Consider the following 17,661-nt stretch of genomic DNA (forward strand, 5'->3'; position numbering starts at 1 on the left):
TTGTGTCGCGCGCCCGGCCGCGCTAGGCCCTCCGGCAGGGGCGTCGCCCCGCCGCAGAGGAGAGCCGCCATGTCCCGTCCCGCCGGAGCGCCGCGATGAGCCGCACCGCCCTCGTCACCGGCGCCGCCGGCTTCATCGGGTTTCACCTGGCGCGCCGCCTGCTGGCCGACGGCTGGCGGGTGGTGGGCCTCGACGCGCTGACGGATTACTACGACCCGGCGCTGAAGCGCCGGCGCCTCGCCCGTCTCGAGGAGACGGCAGGCTATGCGCATGTGACGGACCGGATCGAGGCGCCGGGCGTTCTCGCCGACCTGATGGCCGAGCACGCGCCGGAGGCGGTGCTGCATCTCGCCGCGCAGGCCGGCGTGCGCTATTCGCTGGAGGCGCCGCGCAGCTACCTCGAGAGCAACATCGCCGGCACCTTCGAACTGCTGGAGGCGGCGCGCGCGCATCCGCCCGCGCATCTGCTCATCGCCTCGACCTCTTCGGTCTACGGCGCGAACACGGCGATGCCCTACGCCGAGACCGACCGCGCCGACCACCAGATGTCCTTCTACGCGGCGAGCAAGAAGGCGACCGAGGCGATGGCCCATTCCTACGCCCACCTGTTCGGCCTGCCGGTGACGCTCTTCCGCTTCTTCACCGTCTATGGGCCCTGGGGGCGGCCGGACATGGCGCTCTTCAAGTTCGTCGCGGCGATGCTCGAGGGGCGCCCCATCGAGGTCTACAACCGCGGCGAGATGATGCGCGACTTCACCTATGTCGACGACCTCGTGGAGGCGGTGGCGCGCCTGATCCCGGCGGTCCCGGGCGCGCAGCCGGTCTGCGAGACCGACAGTCTCTCTCCGGTGGCGCCGTGGCGGGTCGTCAACATCGGCAACGCGCAGCCCGTGCGGCTCGGCGATTTCATCGCCGCGGTGGAGGCGGCGCTCGGCCGGCCGGCCGAAAGGACGCTCCTGCCGATGCAGCCGGGCGACGTGCCGGCGACCTGGGCCGACGTGACGCTCCTCGACGCGCTGACCGGCCCGCGCCGGGCGACGCCGCTCGCCGAGGGCGTGCAGGCCTTCGTGGACTGGTATCTCTCCGAGTATCGGGCCGGGGACGCAGGGCCGCGTTGACGCCGCCCGCGCGCTGGAGGACAACGCGCGCGGAACAGGCGACGGGAGCGCAGGGCACATGAAGATCGCCATGATCGGGACGGGCTATGTCGGCCTCGTCTCCGGGGTGTGTTTCTCGGACTTCGGGCACGAGGTCGTCTGCGTCGACCGCGACGCGGAGAAGATCGCGCGGCTGGAGCGCGGCGAGGTGCCGATCTACGAGCCGGGGCTCGACCGGCTCCTGGAGAAGAACGCCGCCGCCGGGCGGCTGCGCTTCACGGGCGACCTCGCCGCGGCGCTCGACGGCGTGGACGCCGTTTTCATCGCCGTGGGCACGCCGACGCGCCGCGGCGACGGGCACGCGGATCTTTCGCACGTCATGGCCGCGGCCGAGGAGATCGCCCGCGCCGCGCCCGACGGCGTGGTGATCGTGACGAAATCCACCGTGCCGGTGGGCACCAACCGCAAGGTCCGCGAGGTCGTGGCGGCCGCCAACCCGGCGCTCGACTTCGACGTGGCCTCCAACCCCGAGTTCCTGCGCGAGGGCGCGGCGATCGACGACTTCATGCGCCCCGACCGGGTCGTCGTCGGCGTCGAGAGCGAGCGCGCGGCGGAGGTCATGGCGGCGATCTACCGCCCGCTCTACCTGCGCGATTTCCCGGTGGTGACGACCGATCTCGAGTCCGCCGAGATGATCAAATACGCCGCCAATGCCTTCCTCGCCACGAAGATCACCTTCATCAACGAGATCGCCGCGCTCTGCGAGCGCGCGGGCGCGGACGTGAAGGAGGTCTCGAAGGGCATGGGCCTCGACAAGCGGATCGGGCCGACCTTCCTGCACGCGGGCCCCGGCTTCGGCGGGTCGTGCTTTCCCAAGGACACCCGCGCGCTCGCCCGGATCGGGCAGGAGCACGGGCTGCCCCTGCAGATCACCGAGGCGGTCATCAAGATCAACGACGAGGTCAAGCGCCGCATGGTCGAGAAGATTACCGAGCTCTGCGGCGGCTCGGTCAACGGGCTGACGGTCGCCGTGCTCGGCGTGACCTTCAAGCCCGAGACCGACGACATGCGCGAGGCGCCCTCGCTGACGATCGTGCCCGCGCTGGTGGGCGGCGGGGCGCGCGTGCGCGTCGCCGACCCGCAGGGCCGGCGCGAGGGCGAGGCGCTGCTGCCCGGCGTCGCGTGGTGCGACGACGCCTATGCGGCGGCCGAGGGCGCGGATCTCCTCGTCCTGTTGACCGAGTGGAACGAGTTCCGCGCGCTCGACCTCGCCGATATCGCCGGCCGCATGGCCACCCCCCGCCTCGCCGACCTGCGCAACGTCTACTCGGCCGAGGCCGCGCAGGCCGCGGGCTTCGCGGCCTATACGGCGGTCGGGCGCGAGGGGGTCGGGGCGGACTGATCCTCGGGCGCGGCCTGCGGCGGCACAAAAGGAGGCATTGCGCCCATGCGCGCGCTCGACGGGTTCGGCCATCGCGGCACGGTGGGGCTGACGCTGCTCGCGTCGCTTCTCTGGGGCGTGTGGTGGATCCCCATCCGCTGGCTCGAGAGCGGCGGGCTGCCCGGGGTCTGGGCGAGCCTCGCCATGGGGCTCGCCGCGCTGCCGGCCTTCGCCGTGCTCGCCGCGCGCGAGGGGGCGGGCGGGCTGACGGCGCCGCGCGCGCTCGCCGGGGCGCTCTGCGTGGGGCTCGCGGCGATGCTCTACAGCACCGCGCTCGTCTTCACGGACGTGGTGCGCGCGGTGGTGATCTTCTACCTCGCGCCCGCCTGGTCCATCCTGATCGAGTGCCTGTTCATGGGCCGGCGCTGGAGCCTCAGGAGCGCCGGGGCGCTCGCGCTCTCGCTGCTCGGGGTGGCCGCGATCTTCCGCTTCGACGTGGCGGCGGACCGCTGGGCCGCGGGCGACGCCATCGCGCTGGTCTCCGGGCTCGCCTGGGCCGTGGGCGCGGCGCTCGTCTTCGCCCGGCCCGGGGGGCGGCCCGCGACGCTCGCGCTCTTCGCCACGCTCGGCATGGTGGCCGCGGCGGCGGGGGTTCTGGCGCTCTCCGGGGGCGCGGCCGGCCGCTGGCCCGGCGGCGGGCCGGCGCTCGCCGCGACGCCGCTGGCGCTGGCGACGGGGCTTTTCTACCTGGCGCCCGTGCTGCTGGTGACGCTCTGGGCGGCGCAGCGCCTCGCGCCCGCGGCGATGAGCTTCCTGCTGACCGCGGAGATCGTGGCCGGCGTCGTCTCGGGGGCGGTGCTGCTGGCGGAGCCCTTCGGCTGGCCCGAGGCGGCGGGCGCGGGGCTGATCATTCTCGGCGCGCTCGTCGAGGCGGGCGCGCCGGTGGGCGCGGCGCGGCGCAGCGGGTGAGCCGCGGGAGGGGGCTGTCCGCCCCCTCTTGGCCTGCGGCCAATTCACCCCCGAGAGTATTTGGGCCAAGATGATGGGGCCGGGCGGGAGCTTTCGGCGGCGTTCGACGGCGTCGGTCGCGCGGCGCGTCGGAGGCGGGACATGGCCCGGCCGATCGGATCGAGGGGCATCGACCGGCGCGAAGAGGGCGGCGCGCGGGGGCGCGCAGATTTTCTGGAACCTGTGCCGTGCCGTCACGTTTCCGGTGTGCGCCTTTGACATCCAGAGGTGCCTGTCCCTCCCCAAGGCGGTTGCGTCCCCCGGCGCGGCCGCCTCCCCTTTTTTCACGGGATCGCGCGTCTGCCCTGCGGCATGGGTGCGTTGGCCCTTGCCGGCGGGTGCGGTCGCCATGGGGCGAAGGTGTCCGGTGCGCCGAGCGCCTGCCGTGCCTCACCGGACGAAAACAGGTTGGACTAAGGGGCCCGGTGGCGCGCCGGCGGGCGTCGTCCGTCCGCGCGTCCGGGGACGGCGGAGGCGCAGGCTGCAGGTCCGGGAGGGTGTCGCCCCGGGGGCCGCGCCGCTGAGGTGCGCGGCCGCTGCCGTGCGCCTGTGCCCCGTGCGCCGGGCCCTTCGGCCGCCTCGCGAGAGCGGCCGTGTCACGTGTCCCGACGCCGCTGTCCCGCCGCGGGGCGGGGGCGGGCGCAAAAAGGCCCGCGACACGGGATGCCGCGGGCAGCCGGGCGCGGCCCAGGGATCAAACCGCGCCGTGGGGGCGGGACGGGCCTCAGGCCGCGTCCCTGTTCACATGTCCGGTGGCGATCTCGGTGAAGGCCCGGTCACCGTCGTAGGACTTGTCGAGGCAGGTCTGCGCCGCGCCGGCGTCCTCGTCGAGGCCGAGGCGGCGGGCGAAGGCGCGGATCGTGCCGTAACCGGCGATTGCGTAGTGGGCCATGAGCTGATAGGCGGCGATGATCGCGGCGTCGCGCGTGTCGCCGTCGGTGAAGCGCTCGCCGAAGATCTCCTTCTCGGTTTCGGCGACGAGCCCCTCCATGCCGGCGCTGTGGCGCGCCGCGGGGTCGGCGCCATGCGCCGCGGCGAGCTGGGCCATGGTGTCCCGCCCGCGTTGGATCCCGTCCACGCCGCGCTCGAGGGCGGCCTTCAGCTCGCTGTCGGTGGCGGCCTCGGCGAGCTTGCGCGTCACGGCCTCTGATTGACGGCAGGCGCTGTGCATGTCCTGCACCTGCTCGAGATAGAGGTCCTTCAGGTCGTCGTTGGCCATGGGAACGTCTCCTTCGTCGCGGGCGCCGCCTGTGGGCGGCGCTTCGGAGGATCAACGGGCGCGGCCCGGGCCTTGTTCCTGCGCGGGCCGGCGACGGCCTGCGGGGGTTGACCGCGCGCGTGGCGCGCCTGCCCTGACCGGCTAGGAAACGGCCCCGCCGGGGCGGTGCCGGCGGGGCCGTGCGGGCCGGAGCCGCGCGGCGCGCTCAGCCGTCGCCGCCCGCGTCGAGCGGCAGCGCGAGGAAGGTGTAGGCGCCGTTCCGGAAGACCCGGAGGAGGAGCGGCCGGTCGCCCTCGTCCGCCGCGGCGGCGGCCTCGCGCAGGGCGGCGACCTCGCGCAGCGCCTCACCGTTCGCGGCGGCGATCACGTCGCCCTGGCGGAGGCCGGCGGCCGCCGCGGGCGAGCCCGGCGCGACCCCGGCGACGACGAGGCCCTCGACGCGCGGGGGCAGATCGGCGCGGGCGCGCAGCTCGTCGGTGAGCGGCGCGACCGTCACGCCGAGCCGCGACTCGCCGTCCCGGCCTCGCTCGGGCGCCTGCCGGCGGGGCTCTCCGCGCGCGAAGAGGCCGGCGGGCTGTTCGCCGATGGTGACGGTGAGCGTCTCCTCGGACCCGTCGCGCAGCACGGTGACGGGCACCTCCTGCCCGCTTTCGAGCGCGGCGACCGCGAAGCTCAGCGCGCGCGGATCCTCGATCGCCTCGCCGGCGATCGAGGTGATCACGTCGCCCGCCCGCAGGCCGGCCGCGGCGGCGGGGCTGTCCTCGGTCACCTGCGCGACGAGCGCGCCGCCCGCGTCTTCGGGCAGGTCGAGCGCCGCGGCGAGGGCGGCGTCTACGGGCTGCATCCGCACGCCGAGGTAGCCGCGCTCCACCTCGCCGTCGTCGCGCAGGTCCGCGATCACCGACTGCGCCACGCGCGAGGGCACCGCGAAGCCGATGCCGACGCTGCCGCCCGAGGGCGAGACGATCGCCGTGTTCACGCCCACGACCTCGCCCGCGGTGTTGAAGAGCGGCCCGCCCGAGTTGCCCCGGTTGATCGCCGCGTCGGTCTGCAGGAAGGCGTCGTAGGGGCCCGATCGGATGTCGCGCGAGCGCGCCGAGAGGATGCCGGCGGTGACGCTCGCCTGCAGGCCGAAGGGGTTGCCGATGGCGACCATCCACTCGCCGACCGCGACATCCCGCGAATCGCCCCAGGCGACGGCGGGCAGCGCCGCGTCGGTCTCGACCTTCAGCAGCGCGAGATCGGTGGCCGGGTCGGTGCCCACGACCTCGGCCTCGAGGCGCGTCTCGTCGGCGCGCACCACCTCGACCTCCTCGGCGCGGCGGACGACGTGATCGTTGGTGACCACGTAGCCGTCGGGCGAGATGATGAAGCCCGAGCCCTGCGCGCGCATCGGCCCGCGCTGCATCGGCCCCGGCCCGCCGAAGAAGTCGCGCAGGCCGGGTGGCAGCTGCGGGCCGGGCCGCGGCCCCTCGGCGCGCGCCGGCGCGGTCGAGAGGATGCCGACCACCGCGGGCTGCTTGTCGGCGACCATCGCCGCGAAGCCGGGCGGCGTGGCGTAGCCGTTCCCGGGGGCGGTGGTCTGCGCGCTCTCCTGCGCGCCGGCGGCCGGCGCGGCGAGCAGCGCCGCGGCGAGCGCGGCGGCCCGGGGCGCCTGCGGAAGGGCGGACGGTCTCGTCATCGGGGTGCCTCCTTCGGACGTGTTTCGGTGGATCAGGCCGGCGCCGCCTCTGTCGCGGCGGGCGCGGCGTGCAGGGTGTCGGCGTCGAGCCAGGCGCGCACGGTCCGCGCGAAGCGCCGCTGCGCGGTGAGCATGGGCAGGTGCCCCGTGTCGGTCAGCTGCGCGACGCCCGCGGGCAGGGCGCGCGCGAGCTCCAGCTGGTGGGCGACGGTCACCACCGGGTCGCGCCGGCAGATCACGACCGTCACCGGCGTGGCGAGGCGCGCGAAGCTGTCGAGCGCGCTCTGCCCCCGCGCCCAGACCGCGAGCGCGCGGATCGTCGCCGGATCGCCCCCGGCGAGGTCGCGGCGCATCGCGGGCGGCACCGCTTCCAGCCGTTCCCCGGGGGCGAGGGAGGCGGTCATCCACGCCGCGAAGCGGTCCGCGTCGGCGAGCCAGTGCCGGATCAGCACCTGCGCCGAGAGCGGCCCGACGAGCGGCATTCCCGTGGCGACCCGCACGCGCAGCGTCGCCCGCTTGCCGCAGTCGCCCGCGTGGATCGCGCCCACGACGAGCGCTCGGGACACGAGATCGGGCCGCTCGCGCGCGATGAGGAGCGCGAGGTAGCCCCCGAGCGAATGCCCGATCAGCTGCACGGGCCGCCCGCCGCTTTCGGCCTCGATCACGTTCGCCATGTGCCGCGCGAGCGCCGCGGGCTGGGCCAGCAGGGCCGCGGCGCCCGGCAGCCGTGGCGCGTCCGCGCGGTGGCCGGGCAGGGGCGGCGCGAGCACGGCCTCGAGGCCGAGCGCCTCCCGCAGCGGCGCCCAGAGCGCGGGGCTCTCGAGCAGACCGTGCAAGAGGACGACCGGCCCGCGCGGCCCGGCCGCCGGGGCGGGACCGGCGCCTGCGCGCGTCTCCGGGCAACGAAGCTCTTGCGACATGCGGGCCCCTCGCCGGCCGGCGCGGACCGCCCGCGCCGTCGCGAGGCCAACACCGGCGGGCGCCCGGCGGTTCCCCGCGCTCAGGCCGGCGCGGTGACGGCGCGCCCCGCCGCCGCGCGCACGAGCGCCGCGAAGATGCGGCGCTGCGCGGCCTGATAGAACAGGTGCTCCGGGTGCCACTGCACGCCGAGGGCGAAGGGCGGGCCGGGCCGCTCGATCGCCTGGATCATGCCGCCCGCGTCCTCGGCGGCGACGCGCAGCCCTCGGCCCAGCCGGTCCACCGCCTGCGTGTGAAGCGCGTTGACAAGCATCTCCTCGCGCCCGGCGATCCCGGCCAGGAGCGTGCCCCTGCAGGCGCGCACGCGCCGGCGCGGCAGGATCGTGCGGTAGCGGCGCGAGCCGGGAAAGGCCGCGTAGGCGTCGGCGTGGAGCGTGCCGCCGAGCGCGACGTTGAGCATCTGCGCGCCCCGGCAGATGCCGAGGACGGGCAGGCCGCGCTCCAGCGCCTCCTCGGCGAGGCGGCGCTCGAGCGCGTCGCGCGCGGGGTCGAGGCGCACCTCGGCCCGGATCTCTCCGCCGTAGAGCGCGGGCGAGATGTCGTCGCCGCCGCCGATCACCAGCCCGTCGACCGTATTGAGCTCCGCCGCGCGCCCGGTGCCCCAGCGCACCGCGCGCCCGCCCGCGAGCCAGACGTTCAGCGCGACGAGCGGAAAGATGCGCCAGCCCGAGCGCGCCGAGGTGGTCACCGCGATGCGCGGCCGCGCGGTCATGCCTCCTCCGCCGCCGGGCCGCCCGCGGGCGCGAGCGCGGCGAGGGGGCCGAGCGCCGCGGTCACCGCCGCGCCGTCGGCCGCCGCGGCGAGGCGCGCGGCGAGCGCGTCGTCGGCCGCCACGCGCTCCACGAGCCACCAGCGCCGCCAGTCGTAGGCGAGGCTCCAGCCCGCCTCGCCGAGGCGGCTTTCTGGCTGGCGGAAGTGATAGGCGGGCCGCGCGGCGACCGCGCCCGCCGCCGCCGGGTGGCGCGCGAACCGCTCCGGCGCGAGATGCGCGTAGGCGGGCATCAGGTCGAGCCCGTGGTTGCGCGACGACAGATGCGCGTCGATCAGGTCGAAGAGCGCCGCGGGCGGCGCATCGGGGGCGAGCGCGGCGAGGGCGTCCCTGAAGCCCGGCGGGAAGGGCGCGGTGAAGGGGAGCACGCGCCGGCTCATGTCCATCGGGTCGCGCGCGCGCAGCCAGTCCTCGAGCAGCGCGAAGGCGCGCGCCACGCGGGGCAGGTCGCGCCCGGTCTCCGGGTCGGCGAGCGTGACGTTGAGGTGCAGCCCGAAGCTGTGCACGAGATGCGCGCGCGAGCCCTCCGCGCCGGCCTCCGCCAGCGCGGCGGCGAGCGCGTCGGCCGCCTCGAGCCGGTCCTGCGCGAGCGGCTCGGTCACGATCTCGATCGGCACCACCTGCCGCGCCACGGCGACGCCCACCTCGGCCGCGCGGTCGGTGCCTTCGGGCCTGAGCGCGGTGTCGAGATAGACCTTGAGCGTGCCGAGGCGGCTGTCCTCGACGCGCCATTCGCTCGCCGAGACCTGCCGCACGCGCCCGCCCGCGACGTCGCGGCAGAGCTCGGCCGCGGCATCCGGGGCGAGCGCACCGAACTCCAGCTCGACGCCGACCGCGCGCGGCGCGCCCGACCCCTCGGGCAGATCCGGGAGCGTCGGAAAGCGCGCGTCGGGTGGATGCGCGGGCAGGGGGGAACGCTGGGCCATCCTGTGAAGGCTAGACCGGGGCGCGCCGCGCGTCCAACGCGGGCGGAACCCGCCGCTGGGGCGCCTCCTTTCGTGAACAGCGATCCCACCCGGAGGAGGCGAACATGACCCGCTCCGCCCGAGAGACCCGCCGCGGCGCGCCGGAGATCCGCGTGCCCGCCCACGATCCGCGCAGCGACCGCGTCGAGGTGCCCCACGCCGCCAACGGACCGGCGACGCCCGTGCGCTCGGGCCGCGTGCCCGTGAGCCCGGGCCGCCGCCCGCGGGCGATGGGCACCGGCGCGATCCCCGAAACGCGGGTCGATCTCGACCGGCCCGATGCGGCGCACACGCCCGGCGGCCCGGCCTCCGACACGCGCACGCCGCCGCGCGACGGCCCGCTCTCGGCGCCGAGCGACGCGCCCGGCGCGCGCCGGGCGACGGCGCTGCGCCACGGGCTGATCGCCCTCGCCGTCGTGGCGGCGGGCGCGCTGGCGGTGGTGCTGCTCTGAGACACGGAAAACGGCCCCGCCGAAGGGCGCGGCGGGGCCGGCTCGGGCGGGGCGCGACGGGCGATCAGTACCAGCCGCCCTCGGCGACCTCGGGCATCTCCTCGATCGCGCTCTCGGTCATGTTGGTGACGTAGTCGATGGACCCGGCGCCGGCCTCGATGCGGCGCACGTCCTGCATCGACAGGAGCACCGTCTGGTCCCCGATGTCGAGGAAGCCGCCGTGCTCGATCACGAGGCCCGCGGCGGTCCCGTCCTCGTTCAGCACGACGTCGGTGATGCTGCCGACCTGCTGCCAGTCGTCGCGCACCGCCTCGAAGGTGGTGGCGTCGGTCCAGTCCTCGTCGGACCACTCCTGGGCGACGGCGTAGACGTCGCCGCCGACGATCTCGGAGGTGCGCAGCATCCCGGCGAGCGCCGCGTCGGAGGTCATGCCGCTGGCGTAGTCGTCGGTGGCCACGACGCCGTTGCCGTCCGCTCCTTCGCGCGGGGTGGGGTCGGTCTCCGCGGTCATGCCGTCGCCGGTCTGCATGTCGGTCTGATCGCCGCTTTCCTGGGCGAGGGCGGGCGCCGCGGCGAGCGCGGCGGCGGACGCGAGAAGCGTGAAGCGAGTCATGGGGTCCTCCTTCGGTGGACGTATGGCGCGGGGCGGGGCAGGTCCTCCGCCGCTCTTCGGTGAACGTGAGGGCGGAGGCGCAGTTCCCCGTGCGCCACGGCCCGGCGGCGCGCCGCTCAGGCGGCGGCCATTTCGCGTGGGTCGTGCATCCCCTCCTTCACGCCGAAGCGCACGAGCGCCACGTTCACCGGCCAGGCGGCGAGCAGGCCGAGCGTCAGCGAGGTCATCATCGAGGTCCAGAACAGCACGTCGCCGAGCCCGGCGTCCCGCGCGAGCCAGAGGTCCACGCCGATCGCCACGACCTCCATCACCACGATCGAGGCCGTTTCGCTCAGGAGCGAATCACGCAGCGCCCGCCCGAAGGGCACGCCGTCGTGCAGGAGCGGGCCGAGGGTCAGCACGATCCCGAAGGTGAAGGCGAAAGCGAAGGTGACGAGCGCGGTGGGCGTGGTGCCGAGCGCGAGGATCCCCGCGGCGAGGATCAGCCCCACGATCTCGCCCATGCCGCAGCCCGAGTAGCAATGCGCCGTCGAGCGCCAGCCGCGCCGCCAGATGGTGTCGCGCGCGATCTGCTTGCGCCCCGTGGTCCAGTAGATCAGGAGCCCGACCGGCCCCGAGTAGAGCGTGGTCAGCGCCCAGACCACCTTCATCAGCGGCCCGATCTCGGGGTTGGCGCGGCGGAAATCGGCCAGCAGGACGCCGACGCTGGCGAGCGACAGGGCGAGCCAGACGATCAGGACGGCGGGCTGCGCGAGGAACGCGGCGAGAGTCTGATGCACGGGTGGCGCTCCGTCCGGGGACGCCGCGCCAACCCCGCCGCGCGGGCCGTGGTTCCGTCCGCGCTCCGCTCAGGCCGGTGGCGACACGGGGCGTGACACGAGCGTCGTCGTCCTCGATCTCGCGTAGGTGCGGCCGGGCGCGATGCGTGGTGCGTCGCCGCGTGGCGCGGACGGCGCCCCTGAATGGGCCGCAGGCGCGGCATGCCGAGCACGCTTGCGGCAATCGCCCCGCCGCGGGCGAGGGGCGCGCCGGTGAGCAGGGCGGCAGAGCTCCGGGCCGTCGCCGCGGGCCGGCAGGCGTGCGCGGCGCGGCGGGCCGGGCGGTGGCGCGGGTCGCGTGATCCATGGCGAACTTCGCTCGTTGCGCGGGGGCTATCGGTCGTTCGGCGCGTGTCCGATGCGCTGGGGGTGCGGCGGTTTCACGTCTCGACACCGGCTGTCACTCCGCTATGTCTGGCGACGTTGACACGAAGGAGACACGGCATGGACGGCAGCAGCATGCAGCAGGACCTCGCGCCGGAGCTCGCGGCGCGGCGGGAAGCGGCAATGGCGTCGCTCCGCAGATCGGCGCAGGCGCGCGAGGCGCAGGGCTATGCGCTCATGGCCGCCGCGATGAGCATGGCGCCCGCGGCGGAGGGCGAGGGGCTCCTCGGCAAGGCGGTGCATTATTCCAAGCTCTTCCTCATCGCCTTCGCGATGCTCGCGCCCAACTACCTCGTCTGGCGCCTGCTCCTCTGAGCGGGCCGCGACGCGACGGCCGGGGCGGCGACGTCCCGACCGCCGGTCCCCGTCCCGCGGCCGAGGCTCGACGCCCACGCCCCGCCGGGACGCTGTTTCTCCTCTGACATCTTATCAACCGGTCGCTCGGGCCGATGCCCGCCCGTGGTGGCGTCGAACACCCGGTGTCGCAGGCGCCGCCATTTCGTCTGGCGCGCGGTCGAAAGGCGTCGCCGCCGGGGAAGGAGATCGCGCGGGCGATTCGGTGAGTCTGCGGCGCTTCGGCTTGGGATGGTCCGCGGACGTATCATGCAGGCTGCGGGGACAGCGCGTCGCGCCCCTCGCGACGGTCAGGCATCTCTAGCCGTCAAGGCGCGTCTTGCGGTCGGCCGGACCTCGTCGCGGCGCGCGTGACGCATCCGATCGACCGGCCTCGGCGACACGCGCCGCGTGTCGGCGTATCGCGCTCATGTCCGCAATGTCGGAGTTTTGGTGGAGCCTACCGGGATCGAACCGGTGACCTCTTGCATGCCATGCAAGCGCTCTCCCAGCTGAGCTAAGGCCCCTTCGGTGTCGCGTGAGTAGTGGGAGCGCGGCGCGGGATCAAGCGAAAAAATCCGCGCCGCGACGTCAGCCTTCGTCCTCGTCCGAGGAGACGTCCGCGATGTCGTCGAGCGAGACGTTGCCGTCGTCCTCGTCCTCGAGCACCTCGTCGCCGAGATCGACGTCCACCGAGTCGCCCTCGATGACTTCGCCCTCTTCCGAGGTCTCTTTCGTGCTCTTGCCCTTTGCGGGTTCGGGCTCGGGCGAGAGCATCTTGCTGCGCCCGGTCTCGGTATCCACGATCTCGCCCGTGTAGGGGCTGACCACGGGATCGCGGTTCAGGTCGTAGAAACGCTTGCCCGTCGTCGGGCAGAGCCGCTTCGTGCCCCATTCTTCCTTGGGCATGGTCATCCTCTTCTCGTGTCCGCACTTGCCGGCGACTCGGCGCTCCTGACATAAGGGCGCGAGGCTTGTCAAAAGGCTTCGCCGAAGACCGCCGGAGATCGCGCATATGGGCCAACGCGTCCTGCCGGGCAACCCCCCTCTGACGCTGACACTCCGCCGCTCGGCGCGGGCGCGGCGCATCGCGCTGCGCGTCTCGGCGCTCGACGGGACGATCACCCTGACGGTGCCCCGGGGCGCGAGCGAGGCGGAGGCGCTCGACTTCGCCCGCGCAAAGGCCGATTGGCTGCGCGCGCGCGTCGCCGACCGGCTCGGCGCGGTCGTCGTCGGCCATGGCGCGGCGCTGCCCGTGGAGGGGCGCACCCTCACCCTCGCGCCCGGCGCGGGGCGGCGGGTGCAGGCCGAGGGCGCGGTGCTGCGCGTGCCCGGCCCGGCCGAGCAGGCGGGCGTGCGGACGCAGGGCTGGCTGAAGGCGCTGGCGCGCGAACGGCTGGCCGCGGCCGCGGACCGGCACGCCGCCTCGCTCGGGCGGCCCTATGCCCGGATCACGCTGCGCGACACGCGCTCGCGCTGGGGCTCTTGCTCGGACCGGGGCGCGCTCAGCTTTTCGTGGCGGCTGGTCATGGCGCCGCCCGAGGTGCTCGACTACGTCGCCGCGCACGAGGTCGCGCATCTGGCCGAGATGAATCACTCGGCCGCCTTCTGGGCGGTGGTCCGCCGGCTCTACGGCCCGCACGAGGCCGAGCGGCGCTGGCTCCACGAGGAGGGACCGGCGCTCCACCGCTACCGCTTCGGCGCGCATTGACGCGGGCGCGTGGCGTGATCACAGATAGGCCATGCTGCTCGCCCCACGCTCCTCCGAGGCGCTGCCCGCCGCCCATGACCGCGTCTATCGCGGGCTGCGCGCGCGCGTCATGCACGGGCAACTCGCGCCGGGACAGGCGCTGACGCTGCGCGGCATCGGCAAGGAGTTCGACGTCTCGATGACGCCCGCGCGCGAGGCGCTGCGCCGGCTGGTCGCGGAGGGCGCGCTCTCGATGACCTCCTCGGGGCGGGTCTCCACGCCGGAGCTCTCCAACGAGCGGATCGAGGAACTGGCGGCGATTCGCGCGCTCCTCGAGGTCGAGCTCGCGAGCCGCGCGCTGCCGCGCGCGCACATGGCGCTGATCGACCGGCTGCAGACGATCAACACCGCCGTCGGCGAGGCGGCGCAGCGCCAGGACGCGGTGGCCTACATCCGCGCCAACCTGGAGTTTCACCGCACGCTCTACCTGCGCGCGCAGGCGCCTGCGATGCTGGCCATGGCCGAGACGGTCTGGCTCCAGATGGGGCCGACCATGCGGCGGCTCTACGCCAAGCTCCAGCGCCGCGAGCCGCCGCAGTATCACCGCCTCATCATCGCCGCGCTCAAGGCGGGCGACGAGCCGGGCCTGCGCCTCGCGGTGCGCTCGGACGTGACGCAGGGGCTCAAGATGCTGGCGAGCTGATGGGCCACGTCGAGACCGCGACGCTCGCGCCGGTGATGCTGGCGCTCGGCGGGCTCTTCCTCGCGGGGCTCGCGGCGGATACGCTCGGACGGCGCACGGCCCTGCCGCGGGTGACGCTCCTTCTGGCCTGCGGGATCGTGGCGGGGGGCGGCGGGCTCGACCTGATCCCGCAGGCGGCGCAGGACTGGTACGGCTTCCTGTCGGTCACGGCGCTGACGATGGTGGCCTTCCTGCTCGGCGGCGCGCTCGACGCGGGCACCCTCGCCGCGCACGGCCGCGCGATCCTCGCCATCTCGCTCGCCATTGTCGGCGTCACCGCGCTCGCCGTGGCGGCGGGGCTCTGGGCGGTCGGGCTCGACCCGGCGACGGCGGCGGTGCTCGGCGCCATCGCAACCGCCACGGCGCCCGCCGCGACGCAGGACGCGATCCGCCAGAGCGGGGCGCGGGGCGGTTTCGTGGACACACTCCGGGGCATCGTGGCCATCGACGACGCCTGGGGCATGGTGGCCTTCGCGCTCGCCGTCGTGGCGGCGCAGGCGCTTCTCGGGGCGACCGGCGGGCAGATGCTGGCCGACGCGGCCCGCGAGATCGGCGGCGCGCTGGCGCTCGGCCTCGCGCTGGGCTGGCCGGCGGCGATGCTGACCGGCCGGCTCTCGCCCGGGGAGCCCCTGCAGACCGAGGCGCTCGGCCTCGTCTTCCTGACCGCGGGGCTCGCGATCTGGCTCGAGGTCTCCTTCCTGCTCGCCGGGATGACCGTGGGCGCGGTGATCGTGAACCGCGCGCGCCACCACGAGCGCGCCTTCCACGAGATCGAGCATATCCAGTGGCCCTTCATGGTGCTCTTCTTCGTGCTCGCGGGCGCCTCGCTCGACCCTGGGAAACTCGCCGCGCTGGGCGGGCTCGGCGCGGCCTACGCGGCGCTCCGGGTCGGCGCGCGGATGCTCGGTGGATGGCTGGGCGCGCGCCTCGCCGGCGCGCCGCGGCGCGAGCGCTGGCTCTACGGCCCGGCGCTCCTGCCGCAGGCGGGGGTCGCGGTGGGCATGGCGCTGGTCGCCGCGCAGGAGTTTCCCGACCGCGCCGAGACGATCCTGACGCTCACCATCGGGACGACGGTGCTCTTCGAGTTGATCGGCCCGGCGGCGACGATATGGGCCGTGCGGCGCGCGGGACGCTGACGGGCGGCGCGTGGCGCGCCGGAATGGGGGCGGCGCCGATCGCCCGCGGGCGCCGGCCATCGACCGGAGGTCGGACGCGGCGCGCCGGGCGAAAGCGCCCGCGTTCAGCCGGCGAGGCCGCGCGCGCCCATCTCGAGGAACTTGTCGCGCCGGTCGGCCCGCAGGCCCGCGCGGTCGGTCCCCTCGAGCTCGCCCAGCATGGCGCGCAGCGCCTCGCCCACGGCGGCGATCGTGCCCTCGGCGTCCCGATGCGCGCCGCCGAGGGGTTCGGACACGATCCGGTCGATCACGCCGAGCTTCTTCAGGTCCTGCGCGGTCAGGCGCAGCGCCTCGGCCGCCTCGCGCATCTTCTCGGCGTCCTTCCAGAGGATCGAGGCGCAGCCCTCGGGCGAGATCACCGAGTAGATCGAATGCTCCAGCATCGCGACGCGGTTCGCCGTGGCGAAGGCCACCGCGCCGCCCGAGCCGCCCTCGCCCACGATGACCGAGACGAGCGGCACGCCGAGGCCGAGGCACGTCTCGGTGGCGCGCGCGATCGCCTCGGACTGGCCGCGCTGCTCGGCGCCCTTGCCGGGGTAGGCGCCGGGCGTGTCCACCAGCGTGATCACCGGCAGGCCGAAGCGGTCGGCCATCTCCATCAGGCGGATCGCCTTGCGGTAGCCCTCGGGGCGCGCCATGCCGAAGTTGCGCTCCAGCCGCGTCTTGGTGTCGTGGCCCTTCTCGTGTCCGATCACCATGACGGGCCGGTCGTCGAACCGCGCGAGCCCGCCGATCACCGCGTGATCCTCGGCGAAGTTGCGGTCGCCGGCGAGCGGCGTGAACTCGGTGAAGAGCGCGTCGACGTAGTCCGCCCCGTGCGGGCGCTGCGGGTGGCGGGCGACCTGGGTCTTCCGCCAGGGCGAAAGGTCCTTGTAGAGCTGGGCGCGCATGGTCCGCGCCTTCGCGTCGAGCGCCTCGGCCTCGGCGTTGAGGTCCACGCCCTCGCCGGAGCGCGCGAGCGCGCGCAACTCCTCCGCCTTGCCCTCAAGCTCGGCGAGCGGCTTTTCGAAATCGAGATAGATCGTCATGACCGCCTGTCCGTGTTCCGCGGGTATATGACGACGGCCCCCGGCGGATGCAACCGGGCACGCGGGCGCCCCCGGCCGGAACGACGAAGGGCGGCCCCATGGGGCCGCCCTTCGCGCGCGTCGTGGCGAGCGCCTCACCGTGCGGCGATCATCTCGGCCTGTTTCACGATGACCTCGGCCTGCTTGATCGAGGCGATGTCGATCAGCTTGCCCTTGTAGGTCGCCGCGCCCTTGCCGGCGGCCTTGGCCTCTTCCATCGCGGCGATGATGGCGCGCGCGTCCTCGACCGCCGCGTCCGTGGGCGTGAAGACCTCGTTGGCGAGCGCCACCTGGCTCGGGTGGATGGCCCATTTGCCGACGCAGCCCAGCGTCGCCGAGCGCAGCGCCTGCGCCTTGAAGCCGTCGGGATCGGAGAAGTCGCCGAAGGGGCCGTCCACCGGCAGGAGGCCATGGGTCCGGCAGGCGGCGACGATGGCGACGATCGGGTAGTGCCACGGATCGCCGTAATGCGTCTCGCGCGTGCCCTCGTGCTCCTTGGGCGAGAGCATGTAGTAGTTCGACTGCGTGCCGCCGATGTGCGTCGTCGCCATGCCCATGTAGGCCGCGTAATCCGCCGGGCCGAGCGAGAGCGCTTCCATCCGCGGGCTCGCCGCCGCGATCTCCTCGACATGGGCGAGGCCGGCGGCCGTCTCGATGATCGCCTCGAATCCGATGCGCTTGTCCTTGCCGCTCGCCGCCTCGGCGGCGGTGGCCAGCGCGTCGACCGCGTAGATGTCGCCGGCGCAGCCCGCCTTGGGGATCATGATCAGGTCGAGCCGGCCCTTCGTTCCCTCGATCAGCTCGACCACGTCCTTGTGCCAGTAGGGCGTGTCGAGCCCGTTGATCCGCACCGAGAGCGTCTTGGCGCCCCAGTCCACGTCGTTGATCGCGTCCACGACGTTCTTGCGCGCGGCGTCCTTGTCGTCGGGCGCGACCGAGTCCTCGAGGTCGAGGTTGATGACGTCGGCGTCGCTCTTGGCCATCTTCTCGAAGAGTTCCGGCCGCGAGCCGGGGCCGAAGAGCTGGCAGCGGTTGGGACGCGCCGGCGGCGCGGGGGGGATCGTGAAGCTCATGCGGGTGTCCCTCGTCTGTCAGGATGCGGAAATTCCCTCCGCGGGCTAGTGGATCGCCCCCGCGCGCGCAAGAGTGTTTCGCCGCGCCGCCGCATCGTGCAGCTTTGTGAGGCGACGCCGGCGGGCGGCGGTCCCGGCGGGGCAGGATGCCGCGCAAGCGGGCGCCGGCGGGAGGATCTTGCGCGCAGCGCGCGCTGTGCGGGAGCTTTGCGATGC

The 17,661-nt window shown here is 74.5% G+C and carries 18 protein-coding genes and 1 tRNA gene; 8 read left to right on the top strand and 11 right to left on the bottom strand.

Features of this window, described 5'->3' with window-relative positions:
- Window positions 1-95 precede the first annotated feature (95 nt).
- Genes DRV84_RS00390 through DRV84_RS00400 form a run of 3 tightly spaced genes read left to right on the top strand, consistent with a single transcriptional unit; the run spans window position 96 to window position 3,447 of the window.
- Entirely contained in the window at window positions 96-1,118 is a 1,023-nt protein-coding gene (locus tag DRV84_RS00390) for an SDR family NAD(P)-dependent oxidoreductase (RefSeq protein WP_115977771.1), read from the top strand.
- 58 nt (window positions 1,119-1,176) lie between these two features.
- Window positions 1,177-2,499 (top strand): UDP-glucose dehydrogenase family protein, encoded by a 1,323-nt coding sequence (locus DRV84_RS00395; RefSeq protein WP_115977772.1) that lies wholly within the window; start codon window positions 1,177-1,179, stop codon window positions 2,497-2,499.
- A gap of 45 nt (window positions 2,500-2,544) precedes the next feature.
- On the top strand, window positions 2,545-3,447 hold the full coding sequence (locus DRV84_RS00400; RefSeq protein WP_115977773.1) for a DMT family transporter: 903 nt from the start codon (window positions 2,545-2,547) through the stop codon (window positions 3,445-3,447).
- Between the two features lie 763 nt (window positions 3,448-4,210).
- Here DRV84_RS00400 and DRV84_RS00405 read toward each other — a convergent pair.
- From DRV84_RS00405 to DRV84_RS00425, 5 genes are all read right to left on the bottom strand, one after another.
- Window positions 4,211-4,705: a YciE/YciF ferroxidase family protein gene (locus DRV84_RS00405; protein ID WP_115977774.1), complete on the bottom strand. Its 495-nt coding sequence runs from the start codon at window positions 4,703-4,705 to the stop codon at window positions 4,211-4,213.
- A 205-nt stretch (window positions 4,706-4,910) separates the two neighbouring features.
- Complete coding sequence (locus DRV84_RS00410; RefSeq protein WP_115977775.1) at window positions 4,911-6,386, bottom strand: Do family serine endopeptidase; 1,476 nt, start codon at window positions 6,384-6,386, stop codon at window positions 4,911-4,913.
- 32 nt (window positions 6,387-6,418) lie between these two features.
- The gene (locus tag DRV84_RS00415) at window positions 6,419-7,306 is read right to left on the bottom strand and encodes an alpha/beta fold hydrolase (protein ID WP_115977776.1); all 888 of its coding nucleotides are present in this window, start codon (window positions 7,304-7,306) and stop codon (window positions 6,419-6,421) included.
- Between the two features lie 80 nt (window positions 7,307-7,386).
- The gene (locus DRV84_RS00420; protein WP_115977777.1) at window positions 7,387-8,076 is read right to left on the bottom strand and encodes a gamma-glutamyl-gamma-aminobutyrate hydrolase family protein; all 690 of its coding nucleotides are present in this window, start codon (window positions 8,074-8,076) and stop codon (window positions 7,387-7,389) included.
- A complete protein-coding gene (locus DRV84_RS00425) occupies window positions 8,073-9,059 on the bottom strand; it encodes an amidoligase family protein (protein WP_115977778.1) in 987 nt (328 codons plus the stop codon). Before DRV84_RS00425 ends, DRV84_RS00420 begins: the two co-directional genes overlap by 4 nt.
- Window positions 9,060-9,163: 104 nt before the next feature.
- Between DRV84_RS00425 and DRV84_RS00430 the strand changes: the two genes are divergently transcribed.
- Complete coding sequence (locus DRV84_RS00430) at window positions 9,164-9,550, top strand: hypothetical protein (protein WP_115977779.1); 387 nt, start codon at window positions 9,164-9,166, stop codon at window positions 9,548-9,550.
- Between the two features lie 64 nt (window positions 9,551-9,614).
- Here DRV84_RS00430 and DRV84_RS00435 read toward each other — a convergent pair whose 3' ends face one another.
- Both DRV84_RS00435 and DRV84_RS00440 read right to left on the bottom strand, forming a co-directional pair.
- The gene (locus DRV84_RS00435; protein ID WP_115977780.1) at window positions 9,615-10,163 is read right to left on the bottom strand and encodes a PRC-barrel domain-containing protein; all 549 of its coding nucleotides are present in this window, start codon (window positions 10,161-10,163) and stop codon (window positions 9,615-9,617) included.
- A gap of 116 nt (window positions 10,164-10,279) precedes the next feature.
- Window positions 10,280-10,942, bottom strand: coding sequence for a DUF4396 domain-containing protein (locus DRV84_RS00440; protein WP_192881376.1), 663 nt, complete (start codon window positions 10,940-10,942; stop codon window positions 10,280-10,282).
- Window positions 10,943-11,425: 483 nt separating this feature from the next.
- On the opposite strand from DRV84_RS00440, the gene DRV84_RS00445 reads away from it, so the two are divergent.
- Window positions 11,426-11,680, top strand: coding sequence for a hypothetical protein (locus DRV84_RS00445; RefSeq protein WP_115977781.1), 255 nt, complete (start codon window positions 11,426-11,428; stop codon window positions 11,678-11,680).
- A gap of 469 nt (window positions 11,681-12,149) precedes the next feature.
- Here DRV84_RS00445 and DRV84_RS00450 read toward each other — a convergent pair.
- Both DRV84_RS00450 and DRV84_RS00455 read right to left on the bottom strand, forming a co-directional pair.
- Window positions 12,150-12,225 (bottom strand) — tRNA-Ala (locus tag DRV84_RS00450).
- A gap of 64 nt (window positions 12,226-12,289) precedes the next feature.
- On the bottom strand, window positions 12,290-12,607 hold the full coding sequence (locus tag DRV84_RS00455; RefSeq protein WP_115978034.1) for a TIGR02300 family protein: 318 nt from the start codon (window positions 12,605-12,607) through the stop codon (window positions 12,290-12,292).
- A gap of 106 nt (window positions 12,608-12,713) precedes the next feature.
- On the opposite strand from DRV84_RS00455, the gene DRV84_RS00460 reads away from it, so the two are divergent.
- The 3 genes from DRV84_RS00460 to DRV84_RS00470 are packed head-to-tail and all read left to right on the top strand — an operon-like array spanning window position 12,714 to window position 15,266.
- Complete coding sequence (locus DRV84_RS00460; RefSeq protein WP_115977782.1) at window positions 12,714-13,409, top strand: M48 family metallopeptidase; 696 nt, start codon at window positions 12,714-12,716, stop codon at window positions 13,407-13,409.
- Window positions 13,410-13,440: 31 nt separating this feature from the next.
- Window positions 13,441-14,091: a GntR family transcriptional regulator gene (locus DRV84_RS00465; RefSeq protein WP_115977783.1), complete on the top strand. Its 651-nt coding sequence runs from the start codon at window positions 13,441-13,443 to the stop codon at window positions 14,089-14,091.
- Window positions 14,091-15,266, top strand: coding sequence for a cation:proton antiporter (locus tag DRV84_RS00470; protein WP_115977784.1), 1,176 nt, complete (start codon window positions 14,091-14,093; stop codon window positions 15,264-15,266). Before DRV84_RS00465 ends, DRV84_RS00470 begins: the two co-directional genes overlap by 1 nt.
- 104 nt (window positions 15,267-15,370) lie before the next feature.
- Here the strand turns inward: DRV84_RS00470 and DRV84_RS00475 are convergent, their stop codons facing one another.
- Window positions 15,371-16,333: an acetyl-CoA carboxylase carboxyltransferase subunit alpha gene (locus DRV84_RS00475; protein WP_115977785.1), complete on the bottom strand. Its 963-nt coding sequence runs from the start codon at window positions 16,331-16,333 to the stop codon at window positions 15,371-15,373.
- 134 nt (window positions 16,334-16,467) lie between these two features.
- The gene (locus DRV84_RS00480) at window positions 16,468-17,445 is read right to left on the bottom strand and encodes an HpcH/HpaI aldolase/citrate lyase family protein (RefSeq protein ID WP_115977786.1); all 978 of its coding nucleotides are present in this window, start codon (window positions 17,443-17,445) and stop codon (window positions 16,468-16,470) included.
- Between the last annotated feature and the right edge of the window lie 216 nt (window positions 17,446-17,661).

The organism is Rhodosalinus sediminis (genome assembly GCF_003385555.1).
GTDB lineage: Bacteria > Pseudomonadota > Alphaproteobacteria > Rhodobacterales > Rhodobacteraceae > Rhodosalinus > Rhodosalinus sediminis.